Here is a 13,769-nt window from a genome sequence, read left to right as displayed (position 1 = left end):
AACAGACATAAAAAAGCAGTGATTACATGGTATCGTACGGCGATGGATCACCTTGATTAACCGGGGTTTTAAAGCGGCGGTGAGACCATAAATATTGTTCTTTTTTGTTCTCTATGGCTTTTTCCATCAGTTGGTTAATGATGGTGGCGTTGATAACATCATCATCCGTTGGATAATCTGGTACTTCACTAAATCGATAAGTATAACCCGTCTTTGTACGACCATAATCCAATAACAGCACTGGGGCTTTAGTCATTTTCGCAATGCGTCCAATATGAGAGATGGTCGCGCATTTGTGCCCAAAGAAGGGGGCAAATACCGAATGTTTGCGGCCATAATCTTGGTCAACCGCGTACCAGACGGGTTTGTTTTGCTTAAGCGATTTGAGAACTTCACGCATATCCGAGCGCTCAATGGTTTTGCTATAGACCTTTTTACGCTGATGTTCCATTACCCAATTAAAAACAGGGCTATTTTGGCGCTTATAAATAGGGTGAAGGTCTAGGTGGCTGGCAATTAAGGTGCCACATAAATCCAATGGCGAAAAATGGCCACTGATTAAAATACAGCCCCTGCCAGCTTCGAGGGCTTTATCCACCACATCTTGAGAGTCGAACTCCACTCTTGGTAGTAATTTTGACGCTGGTTGATACCAGGCGTCAAAGGTTTCCAATAAGCCTTTACCAGCACTGACAAAGTGCGCTTTAGTAAGGCTCTGACGTTCTTGAGCATTCATATCTGGGTAGCAAATTTTAAAGTTTACATCGCAAATATGGCGACGTTTTTTTGCCACTTTATAGACTAGCAAGCCAAGGTATTTTCCAAGGGTCTGTTTGACTTGCCAGGGTAAAAAGCTGATTAAATAGGTAATGCCCATGACGATCCAAGTGAACCAATATTTGGGTGCTAATAATTGCTTCAAAGTTAAGTCTTTCGTGCTTTTATCAGCCACGATATCCCTCCAGTAATTCGTGCCACTGCTCGTCAGAGACGGTAAAGTGAGCATATTTTTGTGATTCTTTGTCGATAGAGCGCTTGAGGCGGTCTAGGTTCTTTTGTGGCCACTCTTCATTAATAGGTCGTTGATCGCATTTATCAAAGTCAATCACCCATACCTTTTTGTTATCATCGATCATGATGTTATGGCAATTTAGATCGGAATGGTGAATGCCATGATCGTGAAATTGCCTGATCACTCGACCAATGTCATGCCAATCTATTTCATGGCTAAAGCCGTCTTTTAGTATGTCAAAAAGATCTTGCGCACAATCAATGGTTTCCGTAATCAGGGTGGCTTTGTAGTAACCTTTTTTAACGCTATAGATACCACCGATGGGTTTTGGTACCGGCAATCCCATATCTCGCATGGTTTCTAATAAGCTTAGCTCTAACCAAGGGCGTGTTTTTTTATGCCCTGAAAAAAGGAAATACGATTTGTTAAATTTGGCAACCAATCCACCACGGCGGTAGCGTCGCATAACAAACTGACCGTAGTTACTGATAATAAACCAGACGGCACCGCGTCCTTGGGCTGTACCAGTGAGTGCGCCTTGTTTTTTCCAATAGTCTGGAGTGAACCAGTTAGTGTCTATTGGTAAGGAGGTATCACTGGTGAGTAATACAGTATGAGCATCAATAATGTGTGTATCAGGCATAACTCTCGCTTGAAAATGATACGGATTAAGAAGTTATTGTTCGCATTAATGGTTCTGGTGCGAGACTCTATTATGTCGTTTTCTTTTTGCGGATTATTTTCGACACATTCAAAGCTGGCTATTCTATAATACTCGCCGATTTTAAACAGCCTTTGAGGACAAGATGACACAAGAAAGCATTCAGCGTATCGCCGTCGTTCGATTATCCGCTTTGGGGGATGTGTGTCATGCGATGTCTGTGGTCAGCGCGATTCAAAAACGTTATCCCCAAGCCACCATTACTTGGATAACAGGGCCAGCCGAAGCGCAGCTGGCTCGGCTTATTCCCAATATCGATGTCCGAGTCTATGACAAAAAATCCGGTTTCAAGGGAATGTTTGCGTTAGGAAAGGCGTTAAAAGAGCAAGAGTTTGATGTCTTACTTCATATGCAATGGTCATTGCGTGCCAGTCTGTTAACGCGTGTATTAAAAGCAAAGCGTCGTATTGGTTTTGCTCGCTCTCATTCACGAGAAAAGCAACATTGGTTTGTGAATGAATTAGCCCCCGAACCAAGTGGCAGGCATGTGTTGGACGCTTTGATGTCTCTTGCTCGTGCCATTGATGTGCCTGAGCAAGCACCTGCGTGGCATGTGGACATCCCGCCTAGTGGTCTTGATCTACCTAAGCGCTATGTGGTGGTGAATCCATGTGGTTCAAAAGTGACAAAAGATTGGACACTGGAAGGTTATCGAACCTTGATCGCTTCGCTGTTGGAAAACCACATCGATGTGGTGGTGACAGGGGGGCCGAGTGAACGTGAGATACAGGTGTGTCAGGCAGTAAGCAAGGGATTTGATGTGCTGAACCTCGTGGGACAGACGAGTATTACCGTGTTGTTTGATGTGATTCAGCGTGCTGAATTGGTGATTAGTCCCGATACTGGCCCGGCTCACATGGCAACGGTAGTGAATACGCCTGTCATTGCGTTGTTTGCTTTATCAAATCCAATGCGAACAGGGCCTTATAATGATCAAGAGAACGTCGTGAGCGTTTATCGTGAATTGGTCGAAGAGGAAAAGGGCAAGCCTGTTGAAATGCTGCCTTGGGCAACGACGGTTCATCGTGAGGACGCGATGGCACAATTACCGATAGATCGTGTGATGAAAAAGGTCAACAAGGTGATTCGCCAATTGGATTTGGTTGGTTAATGTGTCATAAGCGTTGCAATGACATCCGCTCAATAGGACAGGTAGCCCATTGAGCGGATGTGTTTTATTCATCGGCAAACTCTTTTTCTGCCAATTTCAAATCGAGAGTCGCTTTGAGTAGTTTGTAAAGATGAATAGAGGCATCAATCTCTTCTTTACGATTGGTTAAACTTTCAATGTTTAGCCCTAGTGGGACGCCATCCGGTAGGGCTGTTTCGATAATTTGCTCTAAAGCGCTGCGGCAAATCTTGATGGATTCCGCTAAAGGGGCATCTGAATTTAGGATGCGATTTTTCGTTGCAACAGGCACGGAAATGCCTAACCACTCCATAAACTCTAATGTCTTCGCACTGCCACATGGGGTAAAAGTAAGAATAATACGCTTTGGTGCAACCCCTTGTTCCTTACAGATTTGGGCATATTGGCTGATAAGATCTGCCGTCGCTTGCGGGTTATATACGGCTTGAGAAATAAAGAACTCACAGCCTGCTTTAGATTTGTTCATCAAGCGGATGTGTTCGTCTTTCTTTTTAGCGTGGCGCTCAGCAATGGTTACGCCGCCAAGGTTAAAGGCTTGGGGGGCGTGTTGTAAGGCCAAGTAGGCTTCAGAAAGTGGTAGTTTGATGTTGCTTTCAGACGATGGTGAGCCAACTAAGACGATGTCTCTAATATCAAATTCATCCCATGCTTCTTGTAGCCAATCAGAAAATGCTTCAGAAGAGCGTGAGGAGACCGATTTGTAAGTGATAACAGGTGAGCCAGAGGCTTCTTTTAAACGTTTTGACCATGCACGTGGGTCATGGGTTTCCAAATAGGGAAAAGGGCGAGGCTTGTCAATGCGGCTGCTTTCATCTTGAATATCGTAGACAATCAATCCATCAATATCGATACCATTAAGACGTTCTAGTAACTTTTGGCTGATCTGCGCGAGCTGTTCATCATTAACAGAAGATTTAGGCGGCGTGGTACCAATAAAATAAACACCTCGGCTAGGGTCTGCAAATTTGGTTGCTAATTGCGTTTTCATAATGCCACACTCTTCTCTTGTTCTATATTAAGTCTTTTAAAGTGCATTTTTGGGCACTATTGATAGGGTTGCTCTGATGTGGGTATCCTATCAGTGAATCACTTTCAAGATAACAGCTTAGCAATGAATAAAACTAAAGACTAATTGAGATGGATTAATCTACCTCAATAAATGAGACAAGACGCGCATTGTTTTTATCGAAATTAAGGAGGGCGCTATGCTGGATGTATCGAAAATTTCGCCATTGCAGACATCTGCCTTACCACCGGTGCATTTATGGTCACCACCATTCTGTGGCGATATGGATTTGATCATTAAGGCCAATGGCGATTGGATTCATGAAGGCGGGAAAATTAAGCGAGAAAAGATGGTGACCCTTTTTTCTCGTATTTTATGGTTTGAAAATAACGAATACTTTTTGGTGACCCCCAGTGAGAAAGTGCGAATACAGGTGGAAGATGCTCCGTTTCTTATTACCCAGTGGCGCTTTCTTGAGAATGAACAGGTTGAGAGTGAACAAGGGCGTATTATCGAGTTTACGTCTCTTACCCATGATGTGGTGCAGTTAGGTGTTGATTGTGACATCTGGATGGCACCGTCAAATACGGCTCAAAAGAAAGGCGTTAGTCAAAATATAAGTTCAGAAGAAAGGCCTTATATATCCATGCGTTACGGGATGAAAGCGATGCTGCATCGTAATGTATTTTATGATCTGACAAAGTATCTAGAGCCTGTCTCGAACGAACAAGGTGAGGGGCTAGGGTTGGTGAGTGCAGGCAAGTCTTATCTATTAATAGATGAGGCCTCATTAATCCATGATGAGTAAAGAATCTCCGTGTGTGCTAGTGCTTGGCTGAGGTATAATGCGCAAAACTAACGTGTGTCAAACACATGTATGTCATGTCTTAAAGAGGAAGGTTACTTGTTATTTAAAGAATTTGGTTTTGATAATCGTATTATGAAGTCCATCGCGCATATGGGCTTTGAAGAAGCAACGGAAATACAGGCTCGCGCCATGCCTGAGGCGATGGTCGGGCGGGATTTGCTGGCTTCCTCGAAAACCGGTTCAGGAAAAACGCTGGCCTATTTGTTGCCAGCGTTGCATCGTGTTTATAAAACACGAGCGCTATCAAAGCGGGATCCGCGAGTGGTCGTGTTAGTGCCAACGCGGGAGCTCGCAAAACAGGTCTATAGTCAGTTGCGCTTGTTGTTAGCGGGAACGAGTTTTTCGTCTATCTTGATTCAGGGCGGTGAAAATTTTAACGATCAGCACAAATCACTGCAAAAAGATCCGCATTTTGTCGTTGCGACTCCAGGTCGTTTAGCGGATCACATTAAGCATCGCCATGTGTTTTTAGAAGGGCTGGAGCTACTGATATTGGACGAAGCGGACCGTATGTTGGATCTGGGGTTTGCTGACGCGATGCGTGCGATTAACGCTGCGGCGAACCATCGATTAAGACAAACCTTGTTTTTTTCGGCCACACTGGATAATACTGACGTTAATACCATTGCTTCAGAGCTATTGAAAGAGCCTTCACGAGTGGCAATCGGCCAAGGTTACGATGAACATAAAGACATTGAACAGCATGTTTATTTGTGTGATCACCTTGATCATAAACAAGATATGTTAAAGCACCTATTAACCACCCAGACAATTAAGCAGGCTATTGTCTTTACTGCAACAAAAAGTGATACCGTTCGTTTAGCCGAAATGATCGAAGGGTGGGGGTTAACTACGCGTGCTTTAAATGGCAATTTATCACAAAGTGCTCGAAATAAGGTGATGGAAAGCTTTTCAAAGGGGCAGTTTACCGTGCTGGTTAGTACGGATTTGGCGTCTCGTGGTTTGGATATTGCCAGTGTCTCCCACGTGTTTAATTTTGATTTGCCAAAGCAAGCGGAAGAATTTGTTCATCGTACGGGACGAACAGGGCGAGCGGGTTTTAAGGGGGATGCATACTCTCTAGTAGGCCCCAAAGATTGGCTCAACTTCAAAGCGATTGAAACCTTTTTGCAGCGCCAGTTTTCCGTGGAGGTTATTGAGGGCCTAGAAGCTAAATTTAAAGGTCTTAAGCCAGAAAAGCCTATTAAAAAAGAGGCGAAAAAAGCCCCCGCGAAGAAAGCGAAAACGGTGAAGAAAATGCCTCGTAAGGCGGCTCCCACCAAGGGTAAGTTCCATGATAATACCCAAGATGGTTTTGAGGCATTCAAATTGCCGCCCAAGCGTTTTTCAACGCAACAAACGACCCAGGATGACGAAGAGTCTTAAAGACGACTTTTTGTTGGCGTTATGATTGGCTCTTGTTGCAAAACGGCTGTCTGGAGGGTTGATTTATTGACAGATCAACCTAATACCAGCTATTTGTTAACTAAGACATTATTGGAGATTAGCCTATTAATCGTTTACCGCCACTAAACTCATTGAAGTGTTTTGAATCTGCTGCGCGTCATGGCAGTTTTAATAAAGCGGCTAAAGAATTATCCGTTACACCTTCTGCGATAAGCCATCAAATTAAAGGATTAGAAGGGTTTCTTGGGGTCGAATTGTTTCGTCGCACGAAGCGAAAAGTGATTTTAACCGATGCCGGCGAAGCGTATCTTAAGCCAATTAAACGCATATTTGAGCAATTAGAAAGTGCCACGGCAGAGCTTAAAAGCTCACAGCGGGTCGGCTCACTTCGTTTAGCGGTAGCGCCTGCCTTTTTAACTCGATGGTTAATGCCTCGGATGGAGCGCTTTCAATCACAATACCCAGATATAGAGATTGAAATCAGTTCGTCGACGGGATTGATTGATTTCTCGGCTGGCGATATCGATATGGCGGTGTATTTTGGTTATGGTGATTGGGATGATGTGGAATCTCATTTCCTAACGCCTGCTAAATTATCGCCAGTTTGTAATCCTAAACTGATTCGTGCTGATAAACCGATCAACACTCCTGAAGATATGCGTTTTTACCCTTTATTACATGTGACGAAACGTAAGGACGAATGGCATGATTGGCTTAAGCAGAATGGCTTAGACCCGAAAGTATTCCGTCGCGGTTTGATGTTCTCCAGTGGGTCTTTGACGGCTGGTGCGGCGGCTCAGGGATTGGGTATTTCTTTATCGAATGTGGAGTTGGTCATGCCCGAGATTGAAGCGGGTACGCTTAAGGTATTGTTTGATCAGCCTTTAGTGACCGCGCGTTCTTTCTATTTAGTGTATGAAAAGCGGCGTAGTGTGACACCTGCTATGCTGGCTTTTAAAGAATGGATTATCGAAGAGATGGTTGGTAATTAGCAAGTTTTACATTGTTGTTATTCGTTGAATGGAGTGGTTGTAAGCATGAGTAAAGGTCTAACAGTAAATAGTTATTTCGATGATCAGGTGAAGTCCATTGCTTTGGAAAACCAAGAAGGGGTGTCCACTGTCGGTGTGATGATGGTGGGAGATTATGAGTTTGGGACCAGCAAAAGAGAATATATTACCGTGGTCTCTGGTGAGCTGACGGTAAAATTACCGGATGAAGACGATTGGAGAACGTTTTCTAAAGGCGAGGGTTTTATGGCGGAAGCGAATCAAACTTTTTCACTTCAAGTGAAGCAGGCCACTGCCTATCTTTGCCGCTACGAATAAATAACATATACAGCATATGGCAAACATAAAAAAGGCTGATTTAATCAGCCTTTTTTATGCTTAAAGAGTGGCTTAGCCACCAACCACATTGACTAGCAATGTCACTTTGTCACCGGGCTGAACGTATTTTTGTTTGCCGACTTCAGGGTTCCACTTTCTAATTTCATTTAAGGTCACTTTAAATTTATTGGCGACCATCGCTAAAGAATCACCTGGGTGAATCGTATAGACGACCTTTTTAATAATGCTACGATTGCTACTGTTAGCTTGTCGTTTTGGTTCAAGCCAGATGACCAGTTTTTTTCCAGGACGTAATGGATCCGCTAACCCCATATTGTTCCAGCGAGCCAGAGTTGTTGAGTTGGTATCGTATTTATTGGATATCGCCCATAAACTATCGCCTGGTTGAACGGTGTAGTTGATTTTGATGCGATTACGACCTGGTGCTCTGTCTTGCTTGGCGAGCAAGCGTTGATGTGAGCTTAGAGTGTAACTACTGATCTTATTACCCGCCACAGGAATCATCAGCTCTTGGCCGACACGAATCAATGTGGAGGACATTTTATTGACATCTTCTATGACATTGACTGTCGTGTTGTGACTCTTAGCAATGGCCCGTAAATTATCGCCCGCTTCCACGCGATAGCGAACCCATGTTACTCGATCCTTTTTCGGTATCTTCGCTAGGTTGGCCCGAAATAGGGCTGCTTTTTTTACGGGTATCAGCAGTCTATGGGGACCATTTGGTGCGGTAGCCCATTGATTGAACGCAGGGTTTAGCAAGTACACCTCGTCAATACTGATGTCAGCCATTTTGGCCGCCTGAGCAAGGTCAAGTTGTCCGCCAATATTCACGCTTTCAAAATAGGGTTTGTTTGGAATAAAAATAGGCTTGTAATGGTACTTGGCAGGATCCTTAATGATTTTAGCCAGAGCAAGCAGTTTAGGTACATAAGCACGGGTTTCTTTCGGTAAGTCCAAGGCCCAGAAATCGGTTGGTTTGCCTTCCCGTTCGTTTTTATGTATTGCGTTTAACACCGTTCCTTCACCTGAGTTATAGGCTGCTAATGCCAATAACCAATGACCATGAAACATTTTGTGGAGTCGAGTTAGATAGGCAATGGCGGCATGGGTAGAGTCGATGATGTCGCGTCGTCCATCATACCACCAGTCTTGATCTAAACCGTATATGCGCCCAGTTGAAGGGATAAATTGCCAAGGCCCAGAGGCTTGTCCATGACTGTAGCCAAAGGGGTCAAAGCCGCTTTCAACAATCGGTAAGAGCGCTATTTCTGTTGGGATGTGAGCTTTTTGCAGTTGAGTCACAATATAGTATAAATAGCGTTCACCACGTTTTGAAACACGATCAAGATAGCCAGGATGAGAGCTAAACCAGCGTAATTGAGAGGATAGCCGAGGTTTATTAACATTTAGGTTAAGCTTAAAACCGTTACGAATTCTGGTCCAAAGATTTTTGGGGGGTTGTGGTTTGCTCGCTTTTTGTTTGGATGTGGATGTATCAACGTCTTGAGTTGATGAAGAGGTGTCATTGTCATCAGGCGAAACAGGTGGAACCGTATCGATGAAACCGATTTTGTTAACATCGGCAGGTGTGGCATCTGAATCTGCGTCAGCTTCAAGGTCTGTTTTGCTGCTGCCATTCTGGATATTGGAGGCTGTTTGGCAACCCGTTAGTAATAGGCTTATCAACAAAACCCAAAAAAAATTTTTACTCATAGCTATCACAAATTGATTAAAAGTCGCAACATTTTAAAGATGTGGTATTTTAAATCAACCATAAGTGTCCTTTGCCCGCCTTACTTGACTAAATGCAGACGCTGGATCTTGGGCGATTTCTTCACCAAGTTGTAGTGCGGCATGCTCAATAATGTGAGTAGAATCAGTCCTTAGAAACGGATTGGTCGATTTTTCGAGGCCCATTTCACTGGGTAAAGTGACTTGGTTATTTCCTCTTTTTTCTTCACAGATTTTTTTTGTTTTTTGCAGTATAAGGTTGTTTGGATCAAGGTGTTCTGCAAAACGGTAGTTTGCCAGGGTATATTCGTGGGTACAATAGACGAGTGTGTTGTCAGGCAACTTGGCCAATTTATTCATCGCGGCAAGCATTTGCTCTGGTGTGCCTTCCATGATTCGTCCACAACCTCCTCGAAAAAGGGTATCGCCGCATAAAAGAATAGGGGTGTCAGAGCCGGAAAAATAACACAGGTGGTCCAGAGTATGTCCAGGTGTCTCTAACACGCTAAACTGACGAGAGAAAATGGAAACGCTATCGCCCTCATAGACAGGATGTGTAACGAGGTGTGTGAGGTGTTCTGGTCCGAATACGTCGCAATTGAAATGAGATTTTAACTCAGCAACACCACCTGTGTGATCGTGATGATGATGGGTAATGAGAATGCCACATAGGGTTAAGGTCTCTTGTTGGCAATATTGGAGGACGACACTCGCATCACCTGGATCGACGGCCCAGACCTGTGAACTATCTTTCTCTTTGATTATCCAGATATAATTGTCATTAAAAGCGTGAAGTGGAATCAGTGTCATTGTCACCCTATCCTTATTTCGTGTTATGGGCATTGGCACATGGGTGCTTATGTGTCTCCATGTTTTGCTGAATATAACGCCAAAATTAATTAGAGATTTCATTGTATGTTGGATGAGCAATCAAGACAATTGTTTCAAGCTTGGTATGAAAGCGATCTTGGGCAGCATCTTCGTCAGATTGAAGTAACCGAGGTAGAAAGGGAGATCGATCATGAGGTGGGTTATTATTTGGTGATTCAATCCCCGCTTCAAAATATTGCTCTTGAGAGCCATCGTTTGCGTGAAACGATGGTGATTGCGCCAGAGCTTGAACTAGGAGCGCCTAAAAATACCGTTGTCGCGAAGTCGAATGAACTACCTTTTGAATCGGATGGAATTGATGTGCATGTGATGCACCATACGCTCGATTTGTCTTTAATGCCTCACGATGACCTTCGCGAAGCGGCAAGAACCTTGTTGCCAAGCGGTAAATTAATCATAGTGGGTTTTAATCCATGGAGTTTGTGGGGGCTGCGGCGTTTTTTCTCAAAGCGTGCGGGCGCACCTTGGAATGCTCGCTTTATAAATCATCGGCGCTTAGAGGATTGGTTAAAAGTCGCAGGATTGTCATTAGATAATAAGCGCTTTGTGTCTTTTGAGCCGCCATTTCATAACAGTTGTTGGCGTCGGCGCTTTGCTTGGGTCCGGTATTTGCTAAAACCGTTAAAGCTTCCATTTGGTGGGGTTTACATTATGACGGCTACCAAGTTGACACCACGCTATATACCATTAAAGCCTCGTTGGAAAACGGCAAGAGTGCATGTGCCACCCTTTACTAAGCCGACAACAAAAGGAATGAAAGAGTGAAAAACGTTATTTTATATACCGATGGGGCTTGTAAAGGCAACCCAGGTATTGGTGGCTGGGGCGCTTGGCTCACCTTTGGTCAGCATGAAAAACGCCTTTGTGGCGGCGAGCGTGATACGACCAATAATCGTATGGAGTTAATGGGGGCCATTGAAGGGCTAAAAGCCCTTAAAGAAAAATGCCAAGTCACGCTTTATACTGACTCATCGTATGTACAAAAAGGCATTACGGAATGGCTGGCTGGCTGGAAGCGAAAAGGCTGGAAAACGGCCTCAAAGCAGCCTGTGAAAAATAAGGATTTGTGGCAAGCCTTAGATGAGCTGTGTCAGTTTCATGATGTAACCTGGAAATGGGTAAAAGGTCATGCTGGCATTGAAGGTAACGAAATTGCGGATCAATTAGCAAATCAGGGTATTGAAGAGTTGAGAGCGAAATCATGAGACAAGTTATTCTGGATACAGAAACAACAGGCATTGACCCTAAGCAGGGCCATCGCATTATTGAAATCGGTTGCGTCGAAATGGTAGATCGCAAACTGACCAATAACCACTTTCATGTTTACATTAACCCAGATCGCGAAGTGGAAGAAGAAGCGTTTAAAGTCCACGGTATCAGTAATGAGTTTTTGGCCGATAAACCGAGATTTCGTGATGTTGCGCAAGCGTTTTTTGATTTTATCAAAGGAGCGGAATTAATCATTCACAACGCGCCGTTTGATATTGGCTTTATCGATCATGAGTTCTCCCTGCTAGGGGGGTATCCCAAGGTTGCAGACGTTTGCGATGTTTTTGATAGTTTGGTGTACGCCCGTAAAAAACACCCTGGCCAGAAAAATAGCCTTGATGCTTTGTGTAAGCGTTATGGTATTGATAACTCGCATCGTGAATTACACGGGGCTTTGTTAGATTCTGAGATCTTAGGGGATGTCTACCTGTTAATGACGGGTGGGCAAACCAGTTTGGGATTAAGCAGCAGTTCGGAGCAGGATTCTAAAAGAAACGATGATACGGGTGGAACCATCTATCGACTCAGTTCTGATCGTCCAGTGTTAAAAGTCATTCGAGCCAATGAAAATGAGTTGAAAATGCATGAGGAACGTTTGGACTTGATAGAGAAAAAGTCCGGTCAAGCCTTATGGCGTATAGAGCATTAGCCGTTCTATTCTATTTTAGTCCCCTAGATCCCTCTGTTGTGGTAACAGAGGGATTTTTGGTTAACTCATTGATTCACGTGCTCTTTTACAGTAAGTAAGTCACACATAACCCTCCCGTCACACTTAAGATAACCGTGTAAGGCAAGGCCATCCAGACCATTTTTCCATAAGAAAGGCGTAGCAGTGGAGCAATGGCAGAAGTCAGCAAGAATAGAAAAGCGGCTTGACCATTTGGCGTGGCAACACTGGGTAAGTTTGTGCCTGTATTAATGGCGACGGCAAGAGTATTAAAGTGCTCAAGACTGATCATGCCAGACTGCAAAGCGGCTTTGACTTCTGTGATGTAAACCGTTGCGACGAAAACGTTATCACTAATCGCCGATAAGAGGCCATTCGCAATAAAGAACATGAGGGGTTGAGAATGGGTTGGCATATGCAAAACCGCATCAATAATCGGCTGAAAAAGATGTTGAGAGTGAATGACAGACACAATGGTAAAAAACACCACTAATAGCGCCGTAAAGGGCAGGGCTTCTTCAAAAGCATGACCAATACGATGCTCTTCTATTATGCCATTAAAGGCTGTTAATAAGACGATGACCATCAAACCAACCAGCCCCACTTCTGCAACATGAAAAGCCAGTGCGAAGATTAATAGCACCGCAACGATCCCTTGTATGACTATCTGTGCTTTGTGTTTCGGTGTGCTTTTTTTGGACTCTTCTTCTTCGAAGTTTTGCAAAATATTGCGAACGTTCTCAGGTAACGTAGCACCATAGCCAAACCAAGACATCTTTTCTAATACGATGACAGTGAGCAGTCCCATAATCAACACAGGGATAGAAACTGGAGCTATGCGCAGGAAGAATTCAATAAAATCCCAACCAGCGACTTTGGCTATCAATAAGTTTTGTGGTTCCCCTACTAACGTTGCAACGCCACCTAAAGCGGTGCCGATGGCGCCGTGCATCAAGAGGCTGCGCAAAAAAGAACGAAATTGCTCTAGATCATTAGCATTGACTGGCAAGATAGTATCGTCATTAGTGTGGTCGTATTTGTCGCTGGGCTGTCCTGAAGCTACTTTATGGTAAACCGAGTAGAACCCAATACTGACACTAATCAATACGGCGGTCACTGTTAACGCATCTAAAAAAGCGGACAGTAAAGCGGCGGCAAGGCTGAAAAATAACGAAATGGCAATTTTAGATCGAACCTTCACTAAGAGTTTATTAAAAATAAACAGCAGCATATCTTTCATAAAGTAGATGCCCGCCACCATGAACATCAATAACAGTATGACTTCAATATTGCTTGTTACTTCATGGTAAACCCCTTCAGAGCTGGTCAGATTTAGCATGACCGCCTCAATGGCAATCAGTCCCCCTGGTTGAAGTGGGTAGCATTTTAGTGCCATGGCAAGGGTAAATATAAACTCAACAATTAATAGCCAGCCTGTCACAAACGGACCAAGCAGGGCTAGTGACAATGGATTTAAGATAAGAAAGGCGATAATGACTTGTTTGTACCAAAGGGGTGACCCCCCAAGAAAGTTCTGACCAAATGCTTGTGAAAGAGTGCCTTTCATTCGTTGCTCCTTTGATGTGCTCGTTGCATATACAATTCTTATTCAGTGGATAATAGCTTATTCGCTCATAATCTTACGCTAGATGTTGCTATTTTTTCCATTTGCCCCAATATCATCAAGAACTTACC

At 43.9% G+C, this 13,769-nt stretch carries 14 protein-coding genes; 8 read left to right on the top strand and 6 right to left on the bottom strand.

The window, feature by feature from the left end; genetic code table 11:
• Positions 1–22: 22 nt before the first annotated feature.
• Together AC0VYG_RS14625 and AC0VYG_RS14620 are read right to left on the bottom strand one after the other, a co-directional pair.
• Positions 23–952, bottom strand: coding sequence for a lysophospholipid acyltransferase family protein (locus tag AC0VYG_RS14625; protein WP_475428700.1), 930 nt, complete (start codon positions 950–952; stop codon positions 23–25).
• A complete protein-coding gene (locus tag AC0VYG_RS14620) occupies positions 945–1,655 on the bottom strand; it encodes a 3-deoxy-D-manno-octulosonic acid kinase (RefSeq protein WP_475428699.1) in 711 nt (236 codons plus the stop codon). Before AC0VYG_RS14620 ends, AC0VYG_RS14625 begins: the two co-directional genes overlap by 8 nt.
• 163 nt (positions 1,656–1,818) lie before the next feature.
• On the opposite strand from AC0VYG_RS14620, the gene AC0VYG_RS14615 reads away from it, so the two are divergent.
• Positions 1,819–2,844: a glycosyltransferase family 9 protein gene (locus AC0VYG_RS14615; protein WP_475428698.1), complete on the top strand. Its 1,026-nt coding sequence runs from the start codon at positions 1,819–1,821 to the stop codon at positions 2,842–2,844.
• A 64-nt stretch (positions 2,845–2,908) separates the two neighbouring features.
• Here AC0VYG_RS14615 and AC0VYG_RS14610 read toward each other — a convergent pair whose 3' ends face one another.
• Entirely contained in the window at positions 2,909–3,871 is a 963-nt protein-coding gene (locus AC0VYG_RS14610; protein ID WP_475428697.1) for a methylenetetrahydrofolate reductase, read from the bottom strand.
• Between the two features lie 217 nt (positions 3,872–4,088).
• Here AC0VYG_RS14610 and AC0VYG_RS14605 point away from each other — a divergent pair, with 217 nt between their 5' ends.
• The 4 genes from AC0VYG_RS14605 to ppnP all read left to right on the top strand — a co-directional run bounded on the left by AC0VYG_RS14605 (position 4,089) and on the right by ppnP (position 7,492).
• Positions 4,089–4,697 (top strand): DUF1285 domain-containing protein, encoded by a 609-nt coding sequence (locus tag AC0VYG_RS14605; protein ID WP_475428696.1) that lies wholly within the window; start codon positions 4,089–4,091, stop codon positions 4,695–4,697.
• A 96-nt stretch (positions 4,698–4,793) separates the two neighbouring features.
• Positions 4,794–6,143, top strand: a complete 1,350-nt coding sequence (locus AC0VYG_RS14600) for a DEAD/DEAH box helicase (RefSeq protein ID WP_475428695.1) — start codon at positions 4,794–4,796, stop codon at positions 6,141–6,143.
• A 125-nt stretch (positions 6,144–6,268) separates the two neighbouring features.
• Entirely contained in the window at positions 6,269–7,156 is an 888-nt protein-coding gene (gene gcvA / locus AC0VYG_RS14595) for a transcriptional regulator GcvA (protein WP_067015426.1), read from the top strand.
• A 45-nt stretch (positions 7,157–7,201) separates the two neighbouring features.
• Entirely contained in the window at positions 7,202–7,492 is a 291-nt protein-coding gene (gene ppnP / locus AC0VYG_RS14590; protein WP_475428694.1) for a pyrimidine/purine nucleoside phosphorylase, read from the top strand.
• Between the two features lie 72 nt (positions 7,493–7,564).
• Here the strand turns inward: ppnP and AC0VYG_RS14585 are convergent, their stop codons facing one another.
• Both AC0VYG_RS14585 and gloB read right to left on the bottom strand, forming a co-directional pair.
• Complete coding sequence (locus AC0VYG_RS14585) at positions 7,565–9,229, bottom strand: lytic transglycosylase (RefSeq protein ID WP_475428693.1); 1,665 nt, start codon at positions 9,227–9,229, stop codon at positions 7,565–7,567.
• Between the two features lie 54 nt (positions 9,230–9,283).
• On the bottom strand, positions 9,284–10,057 hold the full coding sequence (gloB, locus tag AC0VYG_RS14580; RefSeq protein WP_475428692.1) for a hydroxyacylglutathione hydrolase: 774 nt from the start codon (positions 10,055–10,057) through the stop codon (positions 9,284–9,286).
• 105 nt (positions 10,058–10,162) lie between these two features.
• On the opposite strand from gloB, the gene AC0VYG_RS14575 reads away from it, so the two are divergent.
• The 3 genes from AC0VYG_RS14575 to dnaQ are packed head-to-tail and all read left to right on the top strand — an operon-like array spanning position 10,163 to position 12,056.
• Positions 10,163–10,903 carry a class I SAM-dependent methyltransferase gene (locus AC0VYG_RS14575; protein WP_475428691.1) on the top strand — a complete coding sequence of 247 codons (741 nt, stop codon included), beginning with the start codon at positions 10,163–10,165 and terminating at the stop codon, positions 10,901–10,903.
• On the top strand, positions 10,900–11,343 hold the full coding sequence (gene rnhA, locus AC0VYG_RS14570; RefSeq protein ID WP_199474545.1) for a ribonuclease HI: 444 nt from the start codon (positions 10,900–10,902) through the stop codon (positions 11,341–11,343). The genes AC0VYG_RS14575 and rnhA overlap by 4 nt, the downstream gene beginning before the upstream one ends.
• Positions 11,340–12,056, top strand: coding sequence for a DNA polymerase III subunit epsilon (dnaQ, locus tag AC0VYG_RS14565; RefSeq protein ID WP_475428690.1), 717 nt, complete (start codon positions 11,340–11,342; stop codon positions 12,054–12,056). The genes rnhA and dnaQ overlap by 4 nt, the downstream gene beginning before the upstream one ends.
• 85 nt (positions 12,057–12,141) lie before the next feature.
• Here dnaQ and nhaB read toward each other — a convergent pair whose 3' ends face one another.
• The gene (nhaB, locus tag AC0VYG_RS14560) at positions 12,142–13,641 is read right to left on the bottom strand and encodes a sodium/proton antiporter NhaB (protein WP_475428689.1); all 1,500 of its coding nucleotides are present in this window, start codon (positions 13,639–13,641) and stop codon (positions 12,142–12,144) included.
• Between the last annotated feature and the right edge of the window lie 128 nt (positions 13,642–13,769).

The sequence above is a fragment of the Marinomonas sp. 63XJN7_7_ISO-PGPR-S23-202 genome, from assembly GCF_056173505.1.
Note: the sequence above shows the minus strand (reverse complement) of the source record. Positions and strands in the feature narration are given on the sequence as shown.